This window comes from Martinezella hainanensis, from assembly GCF_900094555.1.
Lineage (GTDB): Bacteria > Pseudomonadota > Alphaproteobacteria > Rhizobiales > Rhizobiaceae > Rhizobium > Rhizobium hainanense.
The window spans coordinates 647,509-672,380 of the sequence record NZ_FMAC01000001.1 but is presented as its reverse complement, the minus strand read 5'-3'; the positions used below and the strand labels follow the sequence as shown (position 1 = coordinate 672,380).

Here is a 24,872-nt window from a genome sequence, read left to right as displayed (position 1 = left end):
GAGGGAGCCTGTTCCCAATTATTCTTTGATCGACAGCCAGCGCGTGCGGTGGATGTCCTGGATATTGTCGACGAAGCCCTGGACCTTCGGGGCGACGATGTTCTGGGAAACGTAGTAGTAGATCGGGATTGCGGCGCTGTCGTCGAGGGCCAGCTGTTCGGCCTTCTTGTAGATTTCGGCGCGCTTCTTCAGATCGATCTCTTCATTGCCCTGCTTGATGAGGGCATCGTAATCCTTGTTGCTCCAGCGGCCGTAGTTCATCTCGACGCCGGTCGACAGAAGGTTCAGGAAGTTGATCGGGTCGTTGTAGTCAGCGAGCCAGCCGGCACGGCCGATCTGCACTTCACCGCGCTGCATCTCATCGTAATGCACCTTGGTTTCGGTGTTGTAGAGCTCGATATCGACGCCGAGCGGCTTCCACATGGCGGCGATCGCAACGGCGATGCGCTTGTGGTTGTCGTTGGTATTGTAGCGCAGCTGCGCCTTCAGCGGATGGTCAGGGCCGAAGCCGGCTTCCTTCAGAAGCTTCTTGGCCTCTTCAACCTTCTGCTTGTAGGGCTCGTCCTTCCAGCTGACATAGGCGGGGTCGCCATAATTGGCGGTGCCCGGCGGCACCCATGAGTAGGATGGCAGTTCACCGGTGCCGAGGATCTTCGGGCCAATAACTTCGCGGTTGACGGCCATGGAAAGCGCCTGGCGGACACGCTTGTCGCTGAAGGGCGGCTTGGTGGAGTTCAAGACGTAGTAGTAGGTGCCAAGGAACGGAACCACATGCGCCTGGCCGGGAAGATTCTTCTGAATCCACTCGAACTGGTCTGCGGGGAACGACGTCAGGATATCGAACTCGCCGGCACGGTAGCGCTTCAGCGCGGCTGCCTGGTCTTCCAGCGTGTAATAGTTGACGTTGTCGATCTTCACATCCTTGGCGTCGTAATACTGGTCACTCTTGACCATGCTGACGTGCGAACCAGGCACCCATTCCGTGGGCTTGTACGGACCGTTGGTGACGATATTGCCGATCTTGACCCATTGGTCGCCCTTGGCTTCAACCACATGCTTCGGCAGCGGATAGGCCGTGTAGTGCATCAAGGCGTTGAGGAAGTAGGGAGTGGGGTTCTCAAGCGTGATTTCCAGCGTCTTGTCGTCGATCGCCTTGACGCCGAGCTGGGTCGGATCCTTGATTTCGCCCTTGTTGATCTTTTCCGCGTTCAGGATCGTGTACTGGAGATAGGCGTATTGGGCGGCGGTCTTCGGGTCCATCAGGCGCTGGAAGGCAAAGACGAAGTCCTGTGCCGTCACCGGCTGGCCGTCGGACCACTTGATGCCGTCACGCAGCTTGAAGGTATAGACCTTCTGATCGGGCGAAATGGTCCAGCTTGCAGCCTGGCCGGGGATTGGATTGTCCTTGGGATCTTCGGTCACCAGTCCTTCGAAGATATCGCCGTCGATGCGGTTTTCCCAGTCGCCGGAAATTTTTTGCGGATCGAGCGAAGTCGGGTCGCCGCCGTTGTGGATATTGAGGGTCGCGGCATGCGCTGACACGCTCAATATCGTGCTGACGAACGCCGCAGCGATAAATTTCCTGGTCAAATGAGCCATATGTTTTCCCACCTTTCTGGAGTTATTGTCCTTGTTTTACAAGGGTGTTTTTGATCCGCAGGTGACCCGTACGTGCAGGTCAATGCGCGAAGTTATCGAAAGCGACGTCGCTTTCAAGTCAAAAAAAGTCGGACATGTTTAGCGTGTGAACTTTCATAGTGATAATTCTCTAAAATTGATACTGCGAATTTATCCGCCCGCTGGTTGAACTTCCCGGATGGCCGATTGCAGCTTGCCGCCTGCGCCCGAGTGTGCAAACTGAGGAACCTTGTGCGATATCGAGGCGGTTTGATGAAATCGACGAGTAAAGCGGCGGGAGCCGACTGGTGGCGCGGGGCAGTGATCTATCAGGTCTATCCGCGGTCGTTTCAAGACACGGATGCCAACGGGCTTGGCGATATCAAGGGGATAACCCGGCGCCTGCCTCACATTGCCGCACTCGGGGTTGATGCGATCTGGCTAGCGCCTTTCTTCACCTCGCCGATGGCCGATATGGGTTACGACGTCGCCGATTACTGCGATGTCGATCCGATCTTCGGTACGCTTGCCGATTTCGACGAGATGATGGCGGCGGCGCATGGGCTGGGGCTCAAGGTCATCATCGACCAGGTGATCTCGCACACGTCGGATCGGCACCCATGGTTCGTGGAGAGCCGGGCAAGCCGCGACAATGCCAAGGCGGATTGGTATGTCTGGGCCGATCCGAAGCCGGACGGCACGGCGCCGAACAACTGGCTGTCGATCTTCGGCGGTCCCGGCTGGGAATGGGACGGCGTGCGCCGGCAATATTACCAGCACAACTTCCTCACCTCGCAGCCGGACCTGAATTTCCACCATCCCGAGGTCCAGGATGCCGTACTGGCGGCGGTGAAATTCTGGCTCGACCGCGGTGTCGACGGCTTTCGCCTCGATACGGTCAACTACTATTTCTGCGACAAGAAGCTTCGCGACAATCCGCCGGCGCTCGTCGCAACGGGTGGGCTGGATGCGCCTGAAAGCAATCCCTACGGGATGCAGAACCATCTCCACGACAAGACGCAGCCTGAGAATATCGGTTTCCTGAAGCGGTTCCGAGCCTTGCTCGACCAGTACGAGAACCGTACGACCGTCGGCGAAGTGGGCGACGGAGCACGCTCGCTGGAGACGGTCGCGGCCTATACCAGCGGCGGCGACAAGCTGCATATGTGCTATACGTTCGACCTTTTGGGACCGGATTTCACGCCAGCGCATTTTCGCCGCTGCGTCAGCGATTTCCAGGACAATGTCGTCGACGGCTGGGTCTGCTGGGCCTTTTCCAACCACGACGTCCAGCGCCACGTCAGCCGCTTTGCCGAGACGGAGGAAGAGCAGCCGCGCGTCGCCAAGCTCGCGATCTCGCTGCTCTCAACCCTGCGCGGCTCGATCTGCCTCTATCAGGGCGAAGAGCTCGGCCTGCCCGAGGCGGAACTTGCCTTCGAGGATCTGCGCGATCCCTACGGCATTCGCTTCTGGCCGGCCTTCAAGGGACGCGACGGATGCCGTACGCCGATGCCCTGGGAGGCGAGCCGCGCCCATGCCGGCTTTACGGCCGCCGACAAGTCATGGCTGCCAGTTCCCTACCAGCATGCGGCGCTCGCCGTCGACAAGCAGGAAGCGGACGAGGATTCGGTGCTGCATCACTACCAGCGGACGTTGGCCTTCCGTGCCGAGCATGCGGCCTTGCGCGATGGCGACATGACCTTCCTTGACACGGAGGAAGACGTTCTCGCCTTCACGCGCTCCAAGGGAGGGGAGACGCTGCTGTTCGTCTTCAATCTCTCCCGCAAGCCGGTGAAGGTCGCACTTCCCAAGGATATCAAGCTCGGCAAGACGATCGCGATGCCGGGGTTTGGCACGGCGGATGTTGGAGCGACGGTGGCGCTTGCGGCTCTGGATGTCTATTGCGGCAAGCTCGCCTGATCAGCCGATCAGCATGAACTTGTCGACATCGACAAGGCCCCGGTCCGATATCTTCAGATGCGGGATGACGGGCAGGGGCAGGAAGGCGAGCTGCAGGAAAGGTTCCTGCAGCGTTGCGCCGAGCGCATAGGCCGCCTGGCGCAGGTGATGCAGCGTATCGCGCACGCTCTCATAGGGTTCGAGGCTCATCAGGCCTGCGACCGGCAGGGCAATTTCGCATGTCACGACGCCATCCTCGACAACGACGAAACCGCCGTTGATATCGCTCAGGCGATTGGCGGCAAGCGCCATGTCATCCTCGTTGACGCCAACGACGCAGATATTGTGGCTGTCATGACCGACGGTCGAGGCGATGGCGCCTTTCTTCAATCCAAACCCCTGGACGAAACCGTTTGCATGGTTGCCGTTCTTGCCGTGCCGCTCGACGACGGCGACCTTGATGATGTCGTTGCCGAGATCGATATCGGTCTGGTTGCCCTTGGTCGGCAGGCGATAGCGGCGATGTTCGGTGATGATCTTGCCGGGTGTCACGCCGATGACGGAGCTTTCGCCTTCGGTGACCGGCACGCCGAAATCGGCGGCATTGATCGGGCGGGCCTTGACGCTATCAAGGCCGACCGGAGCAATGGCATTGCGGGTCGCGAAGAGTTCGGCCGTCACCTGTCTGCCAGCGGAGAAGACGATCTCGGCCCTGCAGTTCTCAAGGCTGTCGATGACGACGAGATCGGCGCGCCAGCCGGGCGCCACCAGGCCGCGATCCCGCAGGCCGAAAGCGCGGGCGGCGGATATGGAGGCAGCGCGATAGATTGCCAGCGGTTCGACGCCGTGCACGATCGCCGTGCGGATCATGTAATCGAGATGGCCCTGTTCGGCGATGTCGAGCGGATTGCGGTCGTCGGTGCAAAGGGCGAGATGGGGTGACAGGCGCTCGGTGATGATCGGCATCAGCGCATGCAGATCCTTGGAAACGGAGCCCTCGCGCACCAGTACGTGCATGCCTTTGCGGATCTTCTCCAGCGCCTCTTCTGCCGTGGTCGATTCATGCTCGGTGCGGATACCGGCGGCGAGATAGCCGTTGAGATCGTTGCCGCGCAGCAGGGGGGCATGGCCGTCGATGTGTCCGCCCTGGAAGGCTTCGAGCTTCGCCATGCAGATGGGATCCTTATGGATCACGCCGGGGAAATTCATGAATTCGGCAAGGCCGATCACCTGCGGATGATTGCGGAAGGGCAGGAGAGCTTCGATCGGCAGATTGGCGCCCGAGGTTTCCAGATGCGTCGCCGGCACGCAGGAGGAAAGCTGGACGCGGATATCCATGATGGTTTCCAGCGAACAGTCCAGGAAGTAGCGGATGCCTTCCGTGCCGAGCACGTTGGCGATCTCGTGTGGGTCGCAGATGACGGTGGTGACGCCATAGGGCAGGACGCAGCGATCGAACTCAAGCGGGGTTACCAGCGAGGATTCGATATGGAGATGGGTATCGATGAAACCCGGCACGACGATGCGGCCAGCAATGTCGATCTCTTCACGACCCTGATAGTTGCCACAGGTGCCGACGATGCGATCGCCGCAAATGGCGATATCCGAGGCCACCAGCTCGCCCGTCACCAGATCGAAGAAGCGGCCGTTTTTCAAAACGATATCCGCGGGTTCCCGGCCGACGCCTTGGTCGATATAGCGTTCGAGTTTGGTGGTCATGATGCTTTCCTGCATTCGGTGTGATTCCGTATTGCCTCTCACCCTAACCCTCTCCTCGTTCTACGAGGAGAGGGGATCTGCCCGAATGTGTTGATAGAGCTGTGTTTCGAGCATTCGATAGAACCCCCTCTCCCCGCTTGCGGGGAGAGGGCCGGGGTGAGGGGCTATTTCAGAGGCACGGTCGGAAGAAACTTGAAGTCACGAGCCGCTACGGCTTCTGTCAATCTGCCTTCGCAGATGGCCACGATGGTTTCGAGGACGGATGGCATGGCTCTAAGCACATCAACATTCCAGAAGCGCGCGACAGACCAGCCCTCTGTAGTCATGAATTCATCGCGAATGGCGTCGCGCTTACTATTTGCATGTTGGCTACCATCAATCTCGATGACCAAGGTTCGCTCACGGCAGGCAAAATCGGCAAAATAGGGACCGATCGGAAACTGCCGAACGAATTTGAAACCATTCAGTCGTCGGCTACGAAGTTCCGTCCAAAGTTTTGCTTCGGCATCATTATCCGCTTGCCGAAGGCTGCGTGCGCGATTTGTTGTTTTAGGTTCTGGGCCGCGCATCTCATGGTCCGTTGGGAAAAGCCCCTCACCCTAACCCTCTCCCCGCAGGCGGGGAGAGGGGACGCCCTCGAATTCACCGATACACTTTGCCTTATTAAGGCGAGGTGCTGCGATATGAGCCTCAGATATTATTCTGCAAGATCTCGCGAAGCTTGCCGAACAGCTCGTCGATATGGTGCTTTTCGATGATCAGCGGCGGTGAAAGCGCGATGATGTCGCCGGTGGTGCGGATCAGGAGGCCCTTTTCATAGGCCTTCAGGAAGGCGGTGAAGGCGCGCTTGGTGGGTTCGCCGGCGATCGGGTCGAGCTCGATGGCGCCAATCAGGCCGGTGTTTCTGATGTCGATGACGTTCGGGCAGTCTTTCAGGGAGTGCAGAGCGTCGGCCCAGTAGTCGGAAAGTTCGGCGGCGCGGGTGAGCAAGCCTTCTTCCTTGTAAGTATCGAGCGTCGCAAGCGCCGCAGCCGACGCGATCGGATTGCCGGAATAGGTATAGCCGTGGAAGAACTCGATCATGTGCTCGGGTCCCTGCATGAAGGCGTCATGGATTTCAGAGGTGACGAAAACCGCACCCATCGGGATGACGCCGTTGGTCAGGCCCTTGGCCGTGGTGATCATGTCCGGCTTCACATCGTAATACTGAGCGGCAAAGGGGGTGCCGAGGCGGCCGAAGCCGGTGATGACTTCGTCGAAGATCAACAGGATGCCGTGCTTGGTGCAGATTTCACGCAGCTTCTGCAGGTAGCCCTTCGGTGGGATGAGGACGCCGGTGGAGCCCGCAACCGGCTCGACGATGACGGCAGCGATGGTCGAGGCGTCATGCAGCGTGACGATACGCTCCAGCTCGCTGGCGATATCGCCGCCATGCTCGGGCTCGCCGCGCGTGAAGGCATTCTTGCCGGGAAGATGCGTATGCGGCATGTGATCGACGCCCGTCAGCAGCGTGCCGAACATCTTGCGGTTCGTGACGATGCCGCCGACGGAAATGCCGCCGAAGTTGACGCCGTGATAGCCGCGCTCGCGGCCGATGAGACGGAAGCGCGAGCCGTTACCCTTTACGCGATGGTAGGCAAGCGCAATCTTCAGAGCCGTCTCAACCGATTCCGAGCCGGAATTCGTGTAAAGAACGTGGTCAAGCCCCTCAGGGGCAATATCCACCAGGCGGTTCGCCAGCTCGAAAGCCTTCGGGTGGCCGAGCTGAAAGGCGGGAGCATAGTCGAGCTCACCTGCCTGCTGGCCGATCGCTTCGGTAATCTTCGGGCGGCAGTGCCCCGCGTTGACGCACCACAGGCCCGCAGTTCCGTCCAGTACCTGCCGGCCGTCATGGGTGGTGTAGTACATATCCTTGGCGCTGACGAAGAGGCGCGGTTCCTTCTTGAACTGACGGTTGGCCGTAAACGGCATCCAGAAGGCGCGCAAATCGTTAGGGGTGGCATTCAAACGGTCCGACATGCTGTTCTCCAATGGCCATTCGGGGGCCGATTTCCCGACTGCGGCGCCGCGCCGCGCGATTATATTTACTGCTTGGTCAAATTATCAGCCGACCCTTTTGCGTCAAGGCAAAGATGGGGTCGGAGAAGGGAGGCAAGCGGTCCGGCAGGGATTGGATTGTTGCGTATTCACGCACTGGCGAGGACGTGTCGGCAGGCGCGCCGTGGGCTCGTCCGGACATGAAAAAACTGGCAAATCCGAAGATTTGCCAGTTAAAGCAGTAAAACACCTGGTAATGAAAGCAAGTCGATCTTTCAGGGTCTAAAGTGTCCCCCACGGATCGTCTGTCGACAGGCCTTGAGCTATTTAAGGCTCTTAAGCAGCCGATCTACTTTTTTCCGGCTCGCAATAAATGTCTTCCAGCGTTTCGAGAACACGGATCACGGATTCCGATGTGCTGGAGTAGTAAATCGTTTGAGCGTCACGACGCGTCTTGACCAGCTTCTGAGCGCGAAGCTTCGAAAGATGCTGCGAAAGTGCTGATTGGCTCAGTCCGACCTGATTGGCAAGAACGCCAACAGGAACTTCACCCTTAACAAGACTGCAAAGGATCAAAAGACGCTTCGGGTTCGCCATTGCTGATAATAATGCTGCCGCAACATTAGAGTGTTCGGCCAAATCTCTTGTCTTCATCTGTTAATCTTCCCAATGCGGAGCGTACATCAGAAACTGTGCTATTTCCAACCCGGCCCTAACCGATATCTAACAATACCAAGAGGGGTCGAAGATTGTATATACCTAAATTTAAGGTATCGAGTATGCTGTTTTAGGTATGTACGTATGACGCATCGGCGATAACGTGAAGGTCCCCAACGTCCCATCCGGGGGCTTAATTAGACCAAAATAGGTCGATTCTTATCGTTTCGGAGCCGCAAATATGCCAATTTTGGTCACAGCGGATTTGCAACCTGCCTATATTGGCCGTTTCTACGTCAGGCTGTCGACCTACTAATTCTCGCACTATTGTATGATTTTATTGCAGCCGGATTTTGGTTTCGGTTTAAAGCATCCTCAGGTCTTCTGAGGACAAGATATAAGCCCTTCCGAAGCCTCCGTTCAGGCTGGCATCGAGCGGAACGAGGCGGAAGAAGCAGAAATCCGGGAAGTCGATATAGAGCTTGGATTTCGGGTGACGATCCAGAAAGAGCGTTCGAATGCGATCGTGAGCTTGACTTTGCCGATCGATGCGCTCCGCGCTGCAGCGCAAGGTCAGTCGCGGATGAGCGAGAGGGTCGCCCTTGCCCGGATCGCCAAAGAGCGTCGAAGCACGGCTGTCCTTCATCAAAGCCTTGGTATGTGAGGAGAGACCGGAGACCAGAATGACCGGAGCGCCGTCGGCATCCATGGCGACCAGGACGCGGCTGACGGAGGGAAAGCCGGTTTCGGGGTCTATGACGGCCAAAGCCGCATGTGCGGCTTTGTTCATGAGGTTGCGCGCCTGAATGCGCGCATCCCCATCCGTTTCCCTGATCACCGATGGTTTATCGTTCATTCGCTGCTCCATGAATTGCGGAGCAGTTGCGAACGACTACTCCCTTCGCCGATGGCTGGTCAGGCCCGATACCACGTCTTGCGCCGAGATCGTTCCGATAATCGTGCCATTGTCAACAACGCCGATATTACCCGGCTGGCGTGTCAGAGCGTCAAGAATATCGACAAGCGGTGTCGCGGCGGTTGCCGTGGCGGTGACGGAACCGGCATTGGCCGAATGTCCGACGCCCTGCTGCATGACGTCCCGTGCCGTCAGCATGCTGATCGGGTTCATGTGCTGTACGAAGTCGGCCACATATTGGTCTGCCGGATTCTTGACGATCTCCTGTGGCGTTCCGCACTGGATGATGTGGCCGCTTTCCATGATGGCGATGCGGTTGCCGATGCGGAAAGCCTCGTCCAGATCGTGGCTGACGAAGAGGATCGTCCGCTTCAGGCGACGCTGGAACTCCAGAAGCTCGTCCTGCAGGCGGGTGCGGATCAGCGGGTCGAGGGCGGAGAACGGCTCGTCCATGAGCAGGATCGGCGCTCCGGTCGCAAAAGCGCGCGCAAGGCCGACGCGCTGCTGCATGCCGCCCGAAAGCTCGTTGACCTTGCGATTGGCCCATTGCGTGAGGTTGACGAGCTGAAGCTGCTCGTCGACTCGCTTCTTACGCTCGGCGTCCGGCACGCCGGCAAGCTCAAGCCCGAAGCCGACATTGTCGGCAACCGTGCGCCAGGGCAGAAGCGCGAACTGCTGGAAGACCATCGAGACGGTATGCATGCGCAGATCGCGCAGCGCCTTGGGGCTGCAGGAATAGGGGCTGACGGGACCGTTGTTGGTGTTGACGACCACATTGCCGCGTACGACGGGCGCAAGGCCGTTGACGGCGCGCAGCAGCGTTGATTTGCCGGAGCCGGACAGGCCCATGAGCACCAGGATTTCGCCTTCCTCGATTTGTAGCGAGGCATTTGCGACGCCGAGCACCATGCCCGTCGATTTGCCAATATCGTCGCGCGACTTGCCTTCGTCTACGAGTTTCAGTGCGGCATCGGGACGATCGCCAAAAATGATGCTGACGTTTTTGAAATCGACGGCGACGGTCATGAGCGGTCTCCTTCGCCGGGCGCGCGGAACATACGGTCGAGAATGATCGCCAGAATGACGATACAGGCGCCGGAATCGAAGCTCTTGGCGACGTTGACGCTATTCAGTGCGCGCAGAACAGGCACACCGAGACCGGGAGCGCCGACGAGAGCGGCGATCGAGACCATCGAGAGCGACAGCATGATCGTCTGCGTCAAGCCGGCCATGATCTGTGGCGTCGCAAAGGGAAGCTCGACCTTGCGCAGAACCTGGCGTGGCGTCGCGCCGAAGGATTCGGCCGCTTCCACCAGTGAAGGGGGAGTAGAGATGATGCCGAGGCGCGTCATGCGGATTGGTGCGGGAAGGGCAAAGACGACGGTGGCGACCAGGCCCGGGACCATGCCAAGGCCAAGCAGGATCATCGCCGGCACGAGATAAACGAAGGTCGGGATGGTTTGCATCAGATCGAGGATCGGCCGCATGATGGCATAAAGCCAAGGGCGTCGGGCTGCCGCGATGCCGAGAGGGACGCCCACCAGCATGCACACGAAGGTAGAGGCCAACACCAGCGCCAGCGTCTCGGTCGTCTCTTTCCAGTAGCCCTGGTTGATGGTGATCAGCAGGCCGATCAAGGTGAGGACAGTGATCGTCACGCTCCGGCGCATCCAGTAGGCGATTGCCGTGAAGACAACGACGACGATCAGCGGATGCGGTGCCTGCAAGAGGAACAGCAGTCCGTTGATTCCGTGCGCGACAACGAAGGAAAGGCCGTCGAAGAACCATGTGACATTGCTCGTCAGCCAGTCGACGACGGCTTTGGCCCATGGCCCGATGGGGATGCGGTAATCGGTTAACCAGTTCACGTCTTTGCCCACGATTGGGGGCGGCGTTTCCGATTGTTACATATGCTGCCGGAGGTGCCGCCGAAGAATAACGGTCTGTCACGCCACACGGATCATTGTCCGGGTCGATGGCGGGACGCGAAAGCAAGCAGTCCGTTCAAGGAAGAGAAAGGGGCGGTTTGGCCGCCCCTCCATCCGTCCTCGTGTTAAAGGCCGAGCTTGGCCTTGACCGCCGCCAGGCCGTCACCGCCATCCTTGGTGGCGACACCGGCGAGCCACGGCGTGATTGCTGCCGGGTTGGCCTTCAGCCATTCCGTCGCTGCGACTTCCGGATCCTTGCCGTCATTCAGGATCTTGCCCATGATTTCGTTTTCCATCGGCAGCGAGAAGACGAGATTCTTGACGAAGGCGCCGACGTTCGGGCATTCCTGCAGATAGCCAGCCCGGACGTTGGTGTAGACGGTCGCACCACCGAAGTTCGGTCCGAACACGTCGTCGCCGCCGGTGAGATAGGTCATCTTGTAGGTGTTGTTCATCGGGTGCGGAGCCCAGCCGAGGAAGACGATCGGCTTGCCTTCCTTGTCGGCGCGGGCGACCTGCGCAAGCATGCCTTGTTCGGAGGATTCGACCACCTCGAAGCCCTTGAGGCCAAAGGTATTCTTGTCGACCATGTCGATCACCAGACGATTGCCATCATTGCCCGGCTCGATGCCGTAGATCTTGCCGTCGAGATCGTCCTTATGGGTGGCGATATCCTTGAAGTCCTTGATGCCGAGATCTGCGCCCTTTTGGTTGGTCGCCAGCGTATACTTGGCGCCTTCCAGATTGGCGCGGACGGTCTCGACCGATTTGTCCGCAGCGAAAGGTTTGATGTTTTCGGCCATGGAGGGCATCCAGTTGCCGAGGAAGACATCGATGTCCTTGTTCTTCAGCGACTGATAGGTCACCGGCACGGCGAGTACCTTGACATCTGTGTCGTAGCCAAGCGCCTTCAGGAGAATGGAGGCGGTTGCGGTGGTGGAGGTGATATCGGTCCAGCCAACATCGGCAAAATGTATCGTGCTACAGCTTGCCGGTTCTGCTGCGGAGGCCGTGGTGGCGCCCAATGTCAGTGCGGAGAGAGTTGAAGCGAAAGCGAATGCAGTAAGGGTCATTTTTATCATTGCGTGACTCCCAGTCTAACGTTCCCAAGCAACCATCAATAACTGACATTTTCAAGCGACCACAGTGTATTTGCGGCGGTTTGAGGGGGCTGAATGCGACGCCCGTCTTTTTCTGTCCGCCGATGGCCAAGGCTTTTGCCCTTGGGCGAGGTACGCCGGAATCCTGTGGTTTTCGCTGAGACGATCTTTCCTTATCGTCGCGCAGCACCCATGAAGCATTCAAGGAGAATGTCATGGCCAAGCTCTACTTCCATTATTCGACGATGAATGCCGGCAAATCGACGATGCTGTTGCAGGCTGCCTATAATTATCAGGAGCGCGGCATGCGCACCGCAGCCTTCATCGCGGCGCTGGACGATCGCGCCGGGCGTGGCACGATCGCCTCGCGCATCGGCCTGACGATGGATGCCTTGCCCTTCGAAACCAGCGACGATCTCTATGCGATGGTCGATGAAATGCATGCGAGCGAGCCGCTTGCCTGCGTCTTCGTCGACGAGGCGCAATTTCTGACACGCGAGCAGGTCTGGCAGCTTGCCCATATCGTTGATCGCCTCGGCCTTCCGGTCATGACATATGGGCTGCGCACGGATTTCCATGGGCGCTTGTTTCCGGGGTCGCAGGAGCTGCTGACCATCGCCGACGAATTGCGTGAGGTGCGCACCATTTGCCATTGCGGGCGCAAGGCGACGATGGTCGTGCGCCTGGATGCCGCTGGCAAGGTTGTTCACGAAGGGGCGCAAATCGAGATCGGCGGCAGCGACAAATATGTCTCGCTTTGCCGTCGCCATTGGGAAGAGGCGATCACCTGCGAGTGAAGCGCGGCCCGCGGGCTTTCGATAGCGCTGCTGGCTCTTTTCAGCATATGGTCATCTCTCGAGATCGAGCTGACCGGGTGGGATGATGAAATTGCTATGTCTGATGTCGATGGCCGTCGTGCTTGCCTCGACCTCTTCCGTGCTTGCGGATGGCGATGCGATTGCAGGTGCCGTCGTTTTCAAGAAATGCGGTGCCTGTCACACGGCGACCGGGCCAGACAATCGCGTCGGCCCCTCGTTGATGGGGGTTGTCGGACGACCCGTCGCAAGCAAGCCGGATTATGCCTATTCGCCGGCGATGAAGGCATTCGGGGCGGATGGCAAGGTCTGGGATGAAGCGCTGCTGCGGAAATATCTGCCGGCGCCGCAATTCCTCGTCAAAGGCACCCGGATGTCGTTCCCAGGTCTGAAAAGTGACAGGGACCTCGACAATCTTATCGCCTATTTGAAGAATCCTGCCGCCGCCCAATAGTTTTCGAGCATTTCCTTCGCCTCAGGAAGCGGCTAGTCTCGCGTCCAAGGTAGGGGAGGGAATGCTTTCATGGTCAGGCCTCATTCCTTCGATGGCATGCTCGATAAGGCGCGAACGACGCTTGATGACGCCATGAACGACGCGAATTCGGCCGTGGCGACGCTCGCTGGCCATGCCAGGGGCGGCGAGCGCATCGAAGTCGTCAATTTTTCCGTCGAAGAAGCCTCTGTCCGCGAAGCGGTCGAACTGCTCGACCGCTGGAAATCAGTCGCCCTGTCGCTGGTCAAGGAGCTGGATCGCGCGACCGAGGAGGCGGATCTGCAGCATCGGCGATTGTTCAATGAGAAGGTCGGTCTTGAAAATGCCAGCCTGCTCAGCCGGACACTGGCGCGGGGACCCATGAAACCAGAGGCTATCATCGCCGATCTCGATGCGGTCCTGGCTGCATCAGCCGAACTCGATCTTCTTTTCAAGCAGGCAAGGCCCGTATTCTCCCGATGCTTTCATGACTGCGAACTTCAACTCGAAGGCGTGATCGAACGTCGGCGGAAACTCGATTTCGATATAGAGGAAATGCAGCGCCGGGCCGATGGCCTGGCGGAAAGGCTCATGTATCAGCGGCGCAACCGCCCATCCTCGCGTCATGCCGATCTGCAGTCCGAACTCGAGGCTGATTATCGTGCTCTGCTGGCGGAGCAGGATGATATTCGGCGGCAAGAACAGGAGCTTCAATCCCGCCGGACGGTGCGACAGCGCCTCATAGACATTTATGAAGGCCTGGCGGTTGCTCTGAATGGGCAGATCGCCGCCGTTGGCGCCATGGCCGCCAAGCTGACCATCGATATCGAGCAGCGGATCGCCTTGCTCAAGGCGTTGGCGACAGAAGCGGAGCCAGCATCGACCACGGTTTCGCGAACGGCAGCCGTTGAGAGCCTGATCCAGGCGTTCGAGGCAAATGTGCTGGCGGGGCATGATCTCGCCGCGCGCAAGGCTCATGTCGATGCCGTCTTCAAAAGACGACTGGAGCCGCATCTGTTACCGGTGGCCACGGACTTGCGCGGGGTGACGGAAGAGGCGCAACCTGAGGGTTGATTGCCGCCCGGCACTGAAAATTCCATGCGGACGGTTGTTGTTTTTCCCAAGAACACATATTTGCTGGAACGTGAATGGCGATAAGGACTTAATGATCCGAGGACCGCGGCGATTTTCGCGACGTCCATTGCGCATGTTTGGTGTGGTGCGTCCTTAGCGTGTCGGCGGGATGCGCGGTACGGTTTAGGAGGCGTGTCCATGCTTGACTCGATCACGGCGTTCTTCAAGCGGATCTGGGCCGCAATCGTGCGATGGCTGGGATTGGTTTTCGTTGGGCTTAGCTGGCCATTTCTTGCCGCGCATGGCTGGTATCGGCAGCGCAACTGGCTGATCAAGCTGCCGGTCGCCGCCTTCGTGACGCTGATGGCGCTGCTTTATATCTATTTCGTTTGGCAAACGCAGGTCTGGACCGGGTTCAATCCGGCCTATCCGGACGTCTACAAATTCTCCGAGCGCAAATATTCCGCCGGGCAGGAGTTGCCTGCAACCGACGGCCAGCAGGCGGCCGCGACAGCGCCCAAGACCTGCCAAACCTCAGCTGTCGTCGATGTTGCCACTGACCTGATCGACTTCAACGTCAACCAAAATGCCTGGATCTCGTCGATGCTGCTCTACAAGCTCGGCTTCTTCGGCATATCTTGGGATGACACGCCTTTCCTCGACAACAAGGCTTCGTTTCAGCGCGGCATCAACTCCGTGGTTCGCCGCACCTCGGCGGAGCTGGTGGATACGCTCGGCCGTGTGCGTGGGACCTCCGGGATAAACGGCGACTTGCAGAAGGCGCGGGGCAACCTGCAGTTCGACGAGTCGAGCTGGTATTTCGGCCTGCATCCCTTCGGACCGAAGACGCCGAGCCCGAGCTATTATCGTGCCGCAATGACCAATCTGCGCAGTTTCAATAGCGACCTTGGTAACTGCAAGGCGATTTTCGACGGGCGCGCCGACAATCTTCTGCAGTTCGTCGACCATATTGCCAACGATCTCGGCAGCACGGCAGACATATTGGCGAAGCGTGCCGGGGATCACAGCTATGGCTGGCTGGACATGCGGGCCGACGATCGTTTCTGGTTTGCCTATGGTCAGCTTTACGCGAGCTACGGCATTCTGACCGCAGCCCGCTCGGATTTCCAGCAGGTGATCGCCGAGCGCAATGTCGGCACGCTTTGGGCTGACGTCACGACGCAATTGCAGACGGCCTTGCGCATTCAGCCTCTCATCATTTCCAATGGGCCGGAAGACAGCTCCTTCATGCCGAGCCATCTCGCGACCATGGGCTTCCATATTCTGCGGGTACGTTCGAGCCTTGTGGAAATCCGTACGGTTCTGGGCGGTCGCTAAACAAGGGTAGATCGTCTGCACATCCCGGCGCGAGAGGCACGCATCGAGGCTGAGCCCGGTCTTTGGGCTCAGTCTGGAGATCGCTTGAATGAGGGCTCGCTTAGCTGATCAGCTTCAGGCGGATGGCTTTTGCGACGAGCTGCGTGCGGTTGACGCAATCGAGCTTCTTGATCGCGTTCATCATATAGGCATTGACCGTGTGGTCGGAGAGGGTGAGGATCTGACCGATCTCCACCGAAGTCTTCCCTTGAGCGGTCCAGCGAACCACTTCCAGCTCACGTGCCGAAAGCGAGTGCGGCGCGGCACTATCGTTTCGCTTGAGGCAATTATAAGCATCGAGCGCCTGCAGCATGATCAGAGTGAGCTCGTTGATCTCACTCTGGCCGAGACTGTTGCGATTGCCCATGAACCAGAAGACGAGGCGTTGACCATCCGGAGCATTGACCGGAATGATGACGCTCATCGGGCAATTGTAGTTGATCAGGAGCGCGCGTAGTTCGCGTGGCAGATCGGCGTCGGGTTCGACATCTTTTTCCAGCAGATGCCAGGAGCGCGGCATCACCGAATCGCGTGTGCGCAATAGCATTGGACAGCGGCGAACGAGCTGGTGGCGATCGAATTCACGTACGAACTGGGCTGGCACTGTCCCTTCGATGAGCAACGGCGTCATCATCGTGTCGTCGGGAACCGGGGCGTTCATGAGAGCCATATGGCTGAAGCCAAAAGCTGACCCCGTTCGTTCCAGGGCCAGTGCAAAGGCCGCTTGTGTCCGAGCAGCAGCCAACTCGGCAGAAAGCAGCAATTGTCTCTCGGCAGTAATGATATAGGACATATGAGTTGAAGCGCCCACAGCGTGTTATCGTTATCAAATACCGGATTTATGAGTGAATGCTAGACGCAAAAATACCACAGGACCAGAAATAATTTCATTTTCATATATTTTAATATTCGGACATGTAAAATTACACAAATCTTCGCCCAAAATGGTCATTAATCGTAAAAATAGCGTTTCCGCTGGCCTAATTTCGACGGAATCATATATTTTGCGTCGCTCTAGGCAGTTAAGGAGCAGCCTGGTGGAGGTGCATTTGCGAGATCAAAATGAGGTCTGAATATGCATTTTGGACCGGGTGGTCCGGGGCGTCGGAGGGGCAGGACTTGATCCAAAACTGCCTCACGCCTAGCGTTAGGATTAACGGTTTATAACGAACATCAGTTCGGTTCCGTCGCATGTTCCTGAGATCCGAAAGCGACCATTTTCTTGTCGCCAGTTTTTGGATGCGTGCAAGCAGTCAGGAGTTTCATCAAATGATGCGTTGCCGCGTCGGCGCGCCTTGCGAAGGCCCAAAGCGGTTGCTATCGGTCTTGCCAAAGTAATCGCTTGCAGGCGTATGGCTCATGAATTCTCGCTTCTTCTCGCAGCTTGCGGCGCGCTGCTGTCAAACGCTGTTGTGGTTCGTCACCAGCGTTTCGCTTCTGCTTGTTTCGCCTGCGCTTGCCGAGGCGGCTGGCGTCGCCGGTGGTACGCCGATGCGGTTTTTGCTCGTTCACGGCGAGATGGGTCAGTGCCGAGCCGATAACTCCTGTCCGAACTGGATCTCCGCCGAAGGGCAGATCATGGCGGATACGCCGAGGAAGTTGCAGAAAATCCTGAAGCAGGTCGGCAATCGCAAATTGCCGATCGTCGTCAGCTCGCCAGGCGGCGATGTCAAGGCGGCGATGGAGATGGCTCGCATCATTCGCAAGCAGAAGCTTTCGATCGCAGTCGGTCGCACCCGCTCGCGGGCATGTCCCTATGCCGAGCCGATCTGCTCGGCAGCCTTTGCCAAGGACGGCTCGATCACAGGTCAGCCGTTTTCCTACGGCGCAATCTGCTTTTCGGCCTGCCCGTTGTTTTTTGCAGGCGGCGTTCAGCGTGTTTCCAGCCCCTTTGCGCTCCTGGGCGTTCATCAGATCACCACGACCTACAGCGAGGTGCGCGTCCAGTACCGCACCGAATATGAGATGGTGGACGGCAAGCGCAAGGTCATCTCCAAGAAGGAGATCGGCCGTAAATTCGTCGGCAAATACGATACGACGAAGCTCGACAAGGCGCAAAGAGCCAGGCTGGTCAGCTTCCTCGACAAGATGGGCATAGACCGTGGACTTGTCGATCTGATGCTTGGAACCGACCCGAACGGCATTCATCTGATTTCGCAGATGGATGCGTTGAGGTTGAAGCTGACGACGGAGCTTGCCGATGCCGATGCCCTGGTCTCCGCTCGCAACTGCAAGGAAAATCAATCGATTTCCGATTGTGTCGCGCCGACCCCGCCGACGACCGATACGCCGATGACCAGCGCATCGGCAATGGCCGGCAAGTAGCTGCCGGTTCGGCCTCAGCTATCCTTGGCTTTGGCTTTTGCCATGATTTTCTCCAGGAAGCCCAGGAGCAGCGCCGAGATGACGAAGGCCAGATGGATGATCGTGAACCACATCAGCTTGGCGTTGTCGTATTGAGTGGCGTTGAGGAAGATCTGCAGCAGGTGGATCGAGGAAATGGCGACGATCGAGGAGGCGACCTTGATCTTGAGGCTGCCTGAATCGAGCTTGCCGATGAAGGAAACCTCGCCTCCATTTTCGGCTTCGTCGAAGCGGCTGACGAAATTCTCGTAGCCCGAAATCATCACCATGACGATCAGGCTTGCCACCAGCGCGGCGTCGATGAGACCGAGAATGGCGAGGATCATGTCAGCTTCGTCATATACAAAAACGTTGATCGCAACCTTGTAGAACTTATAGGCAAACGAAACGGCGTAGACGGCGAGCGAGGCGGCAAGGCCGAGATAGAAGATCACCAGGAGCCAGCGACTGGAGAGGATGATGCGCTCGACCAGCAATTCCAGGGACTTCATATCTTTTTCTTTCCTTCTCTGTTTTCATCGGATGCCGAAAATAGGCATGCTGCCGTCTTGAGACAAGGCGGTACGTTTCGGCAGGGAGAGTGCTTTGCCACTATTCACACCCGATACATATTGGTTTATCCCGACAGGGAAATGACCGTATGTTTGGGGGCGAGACTTATGGCGACGATCGTGGCATCCGATATAGAGATTGCGCGCGCGGCAAAGAAGCTGCCGATTATGGAGATCGGCGCAAAGCTCGGCATTCCTGCGGAAGATCTCGCACCTTACGGCTACGACAAGGCGAAGATTGGTGCCCAGTTCATTGCGGCGCAGGCCGGCAAGAAAGATGGTAAGCTGATCCTCGTCACGGCGATCAATCCGACGCCGGCGGGCGAGGGCAAGACCACCACGACGGTCGGCCTCGGCGACGGCCTGAACCGGATCGGCAAGAAGGCGGTGGTCTGCGTGCGCGAGGCGTCGCTCGGTCCCTGCTTCGGCGTGAAGGGCGGGGCGGCCGGCGGCGGCTACGCGCAGGTCATTCCGATGGAGGACATCAACCTCCACTTCACCGGCGATTTCCATGCGATCACGTCGGCCCATAATCTGCTCGCAGCGCTGATCGACAATCATATCTACTGGGGTAACGAGCAGAATATCGACATCAGGCGCATCAGCTGGCGCCGCGCGATGGACATGAACGACAGGGCGCTACGCGATATTGTGTCGTCGCTCGGCGGTGTTTCGAATGGCTTTCCGCGCGAAGGCGGCTTCGACATCACTGTCGCCTCGGAGGTGATGGCGATCCTCTGTCTGTCGTCCGATCTCACGGATCTGGAAAAGCGGCTCGGTAATATCATCATCGGCTATCGCCGCGACCGCACGCCGGTTTATGCCCGCGATCTGAAGGCTGACGGTGCCATGGCCGTGCTCCTGAAGGATGCGATGCAGCCGAACCTCGTGCAGACGCTGGAGAACAATCCGGCGCTGGTGCATGGCGGCCCCTTCGCCAATATCGCCCATGGCTGTAACTCGGTAATCGCGACGCGCACCGCTCTCAAGCTTGCCGATTACGTGGTGACGGAAGCAGGCTTCGGCGCCGATCTCGGTGCGGAGAAGTTCTTCGACATCAAATGCCGCAAGGCTGGACTCTCGCCGGATGCTGCCGTCATCGTCGCGACCGTGCGGGCCTTGAAGATGAATGGTGGCGTCAAGAAGGACGATCTCGGCAAGGAGAATGTCGAGGCTCTGGTCAAGGGTTGCGCCAATCTCGGCCGGCACGTCGCCAATGTCCGCAAGTTCGGCGTGCCTGTCGTCGTCGCCATCAATCATTTCGTTTCGGACACGGAAGCCGAAATCGAGGCGCTGAAGAATTATGTGGCACGCCTCGGCGCCGAGGCGATCCTCTGCCGTCACTGGGCGGAGGGCTCGGCTGGTATCGTCGACCTCGCGCACAAGGTGGTGGAGCTTGCCGAATCCGGCCAGGCAAAGTTCCAGCCGCTCTATCCGGACAATCTGCCGCTTCTGGAGAAGGTCGAGATCGTCGCCTCGAAGATCTACCATGCCGGCGAGGTCACGGCCGACAAGTCCGTGCGCGATCAGCTCAGATCCTGGGAGGACCAGGGCTACGGACATCTGCCCGTCTGCATGGCGAAGACGCAATATTCCTTTTCGACCGATCCGAATGTCCGTGGCGCGCCCGAGGGCCACATCGTGCCCATTCGCGAGGTGCGGCTTTCGGCAGGGGCCGGCTTCGTCGTCGTCATTACTGGCGAGATCATGACCATGCCGGGCCTGCCGAAATCGCCGGCAGCCGAGAGGATTTTCCTCAATGATCAGGGATACATCGAGGGACTGTTTTAAGTTCAGAATCTGATTCAACTCGTCTCTCTGCCACCCTATGCTTCTATCGATGTGAATGTTTCGCAGCAGTTGTCTTTGCCAGTGAGCATTGCGATATCTGCCTATTGACGCTGTCGAGTTTCGAAACAAATCTGTAGCGGATAACCACCGACGCATGCCGGGATGGAGGCAGATCGTGACGGCAGATAATCGCGCCAGCCTGGACGAAATACGGTCCTTTCACGCCCAGATGATGATGGCGGCCACCAATTCGTCCGATGAGCGGCTGGAGCAGGCATTCCATCTCATTCGGCGCGAGGCCTTCATGGGGCCGGGACCCTGGCATATCCGCGTCAACAGGGGCTACCTGCAGACGCCGAGCGACGATCCCATCTATCTGTACCAGAATGTTCTGGTCGCTCTGAACAAATCCAAGGGCATCAACAACGGCGAGCCCTTTCTCCATGCCGCTTTCCTGGGTGCCGTGGCTGCCAAGCCTGGCGAAACTGTTGTCCACATTGGTACGGGAACGGGATATTACACCGCCATCCTGTCGACGCTCGTCACGCCCGGCGGTCACGTCCATGCCGTCGAGATCGACGAGGCGCTGGCCGAGCGCACGCGTGATAATCTCTCGTCGTTCGAGAATGTTTCTGTCATTTGCGCCGATGCGACGGCGCTGGAGCTGCCGGAGACAGATCTGATCTATGTGAATGCCGGTGCCGTCGCGCCGCCGGTGTCATGGCTGCAGGCATTGCGGCCGGGAGGCCGGATCATCCTGCCCTGGCAGGCAAACGACAAGGTCGGGCTCGCCGTCCTGATCTCGCGCAAGGAGCAGGGTTTCAGCGCCCGTGCCTTGATGCCGGCCTACTTTATCCCCTGTATTGGTGCGTCCGATCGAGCGCAATCCACGAGAACGCCAAATGGCGGCGAGGCTCGGTCGATCCAGTCGATCTGGCTGACGCGTGACCGCGAACCGGATGAGACGGCTGTTGCGGTCTATCGCGATCTCTGGTTTTCGAATGCGGCGCTCGGAGCTTGATCGGCGTGCGATGACACCAGCGATGCGTTGCTAGTGACAGTAGCGGAAGCCGCCATTCCTTTCGATGACATCGAGATGGAAATGGGTTTCGTGCGCGGCGTCGCTCTCGGGGTCGAGAACGGTCGTGAAATAAAGGCAGGCCGAGGCACTCGCCGCCCTCTGGAATGCGCCCGTCAGCGTCGGATCTTCGCGCCGGGGTTCGATTGCAATGGTCTTGCCGTTTTCGAAGGTGAAGCTTGCGACATCGATGGCATTGCCGCGGGCATGTTCGGAAATCTTGCCGGTGGAGGCATTGTTGCGCAGCCGGCAGACATAGGTCGAGGCCTGGTTGATGGTGACGATCTTGCCATTGTCCAGGGCGGCGGCGGAGGGGATGACACTTTCCTTCACCCATTGGGCTAGGGCGAGAGCGGCTTCGCAGCGCATTTTCCCTTCCGGCTTGAACTCTATTCCCGGCAATGGGGAGCTCAGCGTAATCGGCTTGTCGATGCCGCAGCCATTGCCGTCGTCGATGCGGGCGATCTCGTTGAAGGTTGCTCCGATGGCGGTCAGCTCCTTCAGACAGGCCTGGTGCTCGCTGTCCGGTTCGGAAGCGATGGTCAGAGGCGGACGGGGAGGGCCTTGCATCCGTTGGCCGCTTGTCTCCTCTTCCGCCTGCGGCGCCGGCTTGTCTTCCGGTTGAGCTGTTGGCTTTTCCGTTGGAACAATAGCTTTGTCCGGTGATGCAGCGGGTTTTTCTGCCGGAATCGGTGCTTTGCCATCCGGCTCGACTTGTTCCTTGTCCGGTTTTTGTTCTGGTATCGGCCCGGTTTGCGGGAGAGAGGCGGCCATGAGAAAGATGGCGGCAGAAGCTAATGAAACGATTCTAAACAGCATCAAGTAATTCAGCCAATTCTAATGATGATGCCAATAGAACGCGCGAGGCTGTCATTTCGTTGCAATTCAGCAACGTTCGTCCTTTGTCTTAAAAGATGACAATTTTATTCATGATTATGGGTATCTTATATATTGACAATAATACTCATGTTTTTTATGCGGCAGAAAGAAGGCGGAATGTTTCCCGTCCGTTAACAAAACTAACCTAGCCAGCCCCTTGCCTGCTTTCGACGCAGCAACCAGCCAGCCCGGTGAAGCAATTCGAAAGGAATGGTTATGGTTGTCCGGCGCTCACGCTCGGTCCTCTTGGCATGCACGGCGTTTCTGGCCCTTGGGCTGGCCACGACATCTTTTGCGCAGACCGCAGCTCAGAATGAAGAGGCGACGAGCGATGCCGCCAAGGGCGATCGCGTCACCAATCTGAAACCGATTGTCGTGAAGGGCAAAGGCAAGGCAAGCAAGGATGTGCTTGCCGACTCTCCGACCGCCAGCGAAACGACGGCCAAGGAAATCGACGAAAAGCAGATCACGCGCATCGAGGATCTCGGCCGCAGTACCGAGGTCGGCGTCGGCTTCAACCGCACCACCGGCGGCGTCAATATCCGCGGTCTCGGCGACAGCCGCGTGCTGACGACGGTCGACGGTATCCAGATCCCTTTCCTTCTCGATGCATCTCGTGAATCCGACGGCGGCATCAACAGCTTCGACTTCAATGCGCTTTCTAGCGCCGACGTCGTGCGTGGTGCCGATTCGAGCCGCGCCGGTTCGGGTGCCCTTGGCGGCGCCTTCGTGCTGCGCACACTGGAACCGGAAGATCTGATCACTCCCGGCTCCACCTGGGGTGGCGTCTTCAAGTTCGGCTATAATGGTGACGACCGGAGCATCGGCGGTGCCGCAGCCGTCGCCAAGCGCATCGACAACACCGCCGTTCTCTTCCAGGGCGGCTACACGCACGGTCACGAGCTCGAGAACAATGGTGACGTCGGCGGCTATTCGACCAAGCGTACCGAGGCGAACCCGGCCGATTACAATCAGAAGAGCGGCCTCTTCAAGATCCGCCAATACACTGACGTCGGCACCTTCGGCATTACGGCCGAGCACTACAACAAGGATAAAGACACTGACCTGATGACCCTGCAGAGCCCGACCGGAAACTTCCGGCCCGGCAATTACAATGGGACAGACAATATCGAGCGCAATCGCGTTTCGCTCGATTACAAGTATGAAGCCGATAGCGCCGATTCGCTGCTTGATACGGCCAATGCCGTTTTCTACTGGCAGAACCTGGTGCGCGAAACCGGTACCTCAGGCTACCGCTACACGTCCGTTATCGGCGACTATTCACGCCTTAACGAAATGGAAGACCGCAGCATCGGCTTTAGCGGCAACGCATCGAAGTCTTTCGACACTGGCAGCCTGCATCACCAGGTCACGTTCGGTCTCGATGTTGCCTTCGACAAGGTTCATCAGTATTCGGCCGGTAAGGATAGCTGCAGCAACCCGCGTTGGCGTGCCACTTGCGCCTTCCTGCACACCAACCAGTCCGATATGCCCGATGTCGACGGCAAGCGCGTCGGCGCCTTTATCGACGACAAGATCGAGCTGGGCTCCAGCAACTTCTACCTGACGCCGGGCCTGCGCTTTGACTGGTATGACTTTTCTCCGAAGAACACGGCCGCCTATCGCGATAGCGCCAACTACAATGGTCTGCCGTCAGGCCAGTCCGACAGCCGTATCTCGCCGAAGCTGCGCGCCTCCTATCAGCCGCAGGACAATGTCGAGATCTATGCACAGTGGGCGATGGCCTTCCGGGCGCCTAACGTCAGCGAACTCTACGTGAACTACGGCGTCCCTGGCGGCTATGTCAGCTATGGCAATCCTAATCTGAAGCCCGAAACGAGCAACGGCATCGAAATCGGCACCAATCTCGGCGACGACGATTTCGGTGGCCATGTCGGCGCCTTCTACAACAAGTACAAGAACTTCATCGATACGCTGAACTATCGTGATCCCACAGGCACTTATCCGCTCGGGATCACCGAATACTTCAACCGTGCCAACGTCCGCATGTTCGGCGTCGAGGTCAACGCGCATAAGAAGTTCGACAACGGCATCCACGTCAAGGGCGCGCTTGCCTACGTGAACGGCAAGGATTCCGATACGGACCAGTGGATCAACTCGGTTGCTCCGGCAAAGGCTGCCTTCACGGTTGGCTACGCCACGGAAGTCTGGGGTACGGACCTGACCTTCATCACCGCGGCTCGCGAGGCGAAGAAGACGGGCGATACCCTGCAGACTCCCGCCTACGGCATCTTCGATCTGACCGCCTGGTGGGAGCCGGAACAGGTGAAGGGCCTCAGCATTCGCGGCGGCGTCTACAACATCTTCAACAAGACCTACTACGATGCGCTGAACGCGCCGTCCTACAGCGGCACGCTGACCCAACCCGCATCCTATTATTCCGAGCCTGGCCGGACCTTCAAGCTGACGCTGACCCAGCGGTTCTGAGCCGTCTCATCGATGCAGCAAACTTGGGCGGTGCTTCGGCATCGCCCTCTTTTTTTTGCCCTCTTGCGTGGCATCGGCAAAATTGCGCAATTGTAAATCGCAGGCTTCGATGCTATTTGACGCCCACAGTCTTCAACCCGTCGAGAGAAA

21 protein-coding genes are annotated in these 24,872 nt (G+C 58.4%); 9 read left to right on the top strand and 12 right to left on the bottom strand.

Annotated elements, in window-relative coordinates:
• Positions 1-18: 18 nt before the first annotated feature.
• Positions 19-1,599, bottom strand: a complete 1,581-nt coding sequence (locus GA0061100_RS03240) for a peptide ABC transporter substrate-binding protein (protein ID WP_075851147.1) — start codon at positions 1,597-1,599, stop codon at positions 19-21.
• A 291-nt stretch (positions 1,600-1,890) separates the two neighbouring features.
• On the opposite strand from GA0061100_RS03240, the gene bglA reads away from it, so the two are divergent.
• Complete coding sequence (bglA, locus tag GA0061100_RS03235) at positions 1,891-3,537, top strand: beta-galactosidase BglA (protein WP_075851146.1); 1,647 nt, start codon at positions 1,891-1,893, stop codon at positions 3,535-3,537.
• On the opposite strand, the gene ade is transcribed toward bglA, so the two are convergent.
• From ade to GA0061100_RS03195, 8 genes are all read right to left on the bottom strand, one after another.
• Complete coding sequence (gene ade, locus GA0061100_RS03230; RefSeq protein WP_075851872.1) at positions 3,538-5,235, bottom strand: adenine deaminase; 1,698 nt, start codon at positions 5,233-5,235, stop codon at positions 3,538-3,540. It lies immediately after the preceding gene.
• Positions 5,236-5,399: 164 nt separating this feature from the next.
• Positions 5,400-5,804 (bottom strand): endonuclease domain-containing protein, encoded by a 405-nt coding sequence (locus tag GA0061100_RS03225; protein WP_075851145.1) that lies wholly within the window; start codon positions 5,802-5,804, stop codon positions 5,400-5,402.
• Positions 5,805-5,925: 121 nt separating this feature from the next.
• Positions 5,926-7,254 (bottom strand): omega-aminotransferase AptA, encoded by a 1,329-nt coding sequence (aptA, locus tag GA0061100_RS03220; protein WP_075851144.1) that lies wholly within the window; start codon positions 7,252-7,254, stop codon positions 5,926-5,928.
• Between the two features lie 354 nt (positions 7,255-7,608).
• Positions 7,609-7,926 (bottom strand): ArsR/SmtB family transcription factor, encoded by a 318-nt coding sequence (locus GA0061100_RS03215; protein WP_015340680.1) that lies wholly within the window; start codon positions 7,924-7,926, stop codon positions 7,609-7,611.
• A 367-nt stretch (positions 7,927-8,293) separates the two neighbouring features.
• Positions 8,294-8,785, bottom strand: a complete 492-nt coding sequence (locus GA0061100_RS03210) for a HugZ family pyridoxamine 5'-phosphate oxidase (RefSeq protein ID WP_075851143.1) — start codon at positions 8,783-8,785, stop codon at positions 8,294-8,296.
• 36 nt (positions 8,786-8,821) lie between these two features.
• Positions 8,822-9,871 (bottom strand): choline ABC transporter ATP-binding protein, encoded by a 1,050-nt coding sequence (gene choV, locus GA0061100_RS03205; protein ID WP_075851142.1) that lies wholly within the window; start codon positions 9,869-9,871, stop codon positions 8,822-8,824.
• Positions 9,868-10,713 carry a choline ABC transporter permease subunit gene (choW, locus tag GA0061100_RS03200; protein ID WP_075851871.1) on the bottom strand — a complete coding sequence of 282 codons (846 nt, stop codon included), beginning with the start codon at positions 10,711-10,713 and terminating at the stop codon, positions 9,868-9,870. The genes choV and choW overlap by 4 nt, the downstream gene beginning before the upstream one ends.
• Positions 10,714-10,898: 185 nt before the next feature.
• Positions 10,899-11,846, bottom strand: a complete 948-nt coding sequence (locus GA0061100_RS03195; RefSeq protein ID WP_425298667.1) for a choline ABC transporter substrate-binding protein — start codon at positions 11,844-11,846, stop codon at positions 10,899-10,901.
• Between the two features lie 242 nt (positions 11,847-12,088).
• On the opposite strand from GA0061100_RS03195, the gene GA0061100_RS03190 reads away from it, so the two are divergent.
• From GA0061100_RS03190 to GA0061100_RS03175, 4 genes are all read left to right on the top strand, one after another.
• Positions 12,089-12,670, top strand: a complete 582-nt coding sequence (locus GA0061100_RS03190; RefSeq protein WP_075851140.1) for a thymidine kinase — start codon at positions 12,089-12,091, stop codon at positions 12,668-12,670.
• 85 nt (positions 12,671-12,755) lie between these two features.
• Positions 12,756-13,142 (top strand): c-type cytochrome, encoded by a 387-nt coding sequence (locus GA0061100_RS03185; protein ID WP_075851870.1) that lies wholly within the window; start codon positions 12,756-12,758, stop codon positions 13,140-13,142.
• A gap of 69 nt (positions 13,143-13,211) precedes the next feature.
• The gene (locus tag GA0061100_RS03180; protein WP_075851139.1) at positions 13,212-14,234 is read left to right on the top strand and encodes a hypothetical protein; all 1,023 of its coding nucleotides are present in this window, start codon (positions 13,212-13,214) and stop codon (positions 14,232-14,234) included.
• A gap of 198 nt (positions 14,235-14,432) precedes the next feature.
• Positions 14,433-15,572, top strand: coding sequence for a DUF2333 family protein (locus GA0061100_RS03175; RefSeq protein WP_075851138.1), 1,140 nt, complete (start codon positions 14,433-14,435; stop codon positions 15,570-15,572).
• Between the two features lie 100 nt (positions 15,573-15,672).
• Here the strand turns inward: GA0061100_RS03175 and GA0061100_RS03170 are convergent, their stop codons facing one another.
• Positions 15,673-16,404 carry a helix-turn-helix transcriptional regulator gene (locus GA0061100_RS03170; RefSeq protein ID WP_075851137.1) on the bottom strand — a complete coding sequence of 244 codons (732 nt, stop codon included), beginning with the start codon at positions 16,402-16,404 and terminating at the stop codon, positions 15,673-15,675.
• 566 nt (positions 16,405-16,970) lie between these two features.
• Between GA0061100_RS03170 and GA0061100_RS03165 the strand changes: the two genes are divergently transcribed.
• Positions 16,971-17,936 carry a COG3904 family protein gene (locus tag GA0061100_RS03165; RefSeq protein ID WP_075851136.1) on the top strand — a complete coding sequence of 322 codons (966 nt, stop codon included), beginning with the start codon at positions 16,971-16,973 and terminating at the stop codon, positions 17,934-17,936.
• A 14-nt stretch (positions 17,937-17,950) separates the two neighbouring features.
• On the opposite strand, the gene GA0061100_RS03160 is transcribed toward GA0061100_RS03165, so the two are convergent.
• Entirely contained in the window at positions 17,951-18,466 is a 516-nt protein-coding gene (locus tag GA0061100_RS03160) for a TIGR00645 family protein (RefSeq protein WP_075851135.1), read from the bottom strand.
• A gap of 168 nt (positions 18,467-18,634) precedes the next feature.
• Here GA0061100_RS03160 and GA0061100_RS03155 point away from each other — a divergent pair, with 168 nt between their 5' ends.
• Positions 18,635-20,317 (top strand): formate--tetrahydrofolate ligase, encoded by a 1,683-nt coding sequence (locus GA0061100_RS03155; RefSeq protein ID WP_075851134.1) that lies wholly within the window; start codon positions 18,635-18,637, stop codon positions 20,315-20,317.
• Positions 20,318-20,492: 175 nt separating this feature from the next.
• The gene (locus GA0061100_RS03150; protein ID WP_083961283.1) at positions 20,493-21,338 is read left to right on the top strand and encodes a protein-L-isoaspartate O-methyltransferase family protein; all 846 of its coding nucleotides are present in this window, start codon (positions 20,493-20,495) and stop codon (positions 21,336-21,338) included.
• 30 nt (positions 21,339-21,368) lie between these two features.
• Here GA0061100_RS03150 and GA0061100_RS03145 read toward each other — a convergent pair whose 3' ends face one another.
• Entirely contained in the window at positions 21,369-22,214 is an 846-nt protein-coding gene (locus GA0061100_RS03145) for an extensin-like domain-containing protein (protein ID WP_075851132.1), read from the bottom strand.
• 276 nt (positions 22,215-22,490) lie between these two features.
• On the opposite strand from GA0061100_RS03145, the gene GA0061100_RS03140 reads away from it, so the two are divergent.
• Positions 22,491-24,722, top strand: coding sequence for a TonB-dependent hemoglobin/transferrin/lactoferrin family receptor (locus GA0061100_RS03140; protein ID WP_075851131.1), 2,232 nt, complete (start codon positions 22,491-22,493; stop codon positions 24,720-24,722).
• The last annotated feature ends 150 nt before the right edge of the window (positions 24,723-24,872 follow it).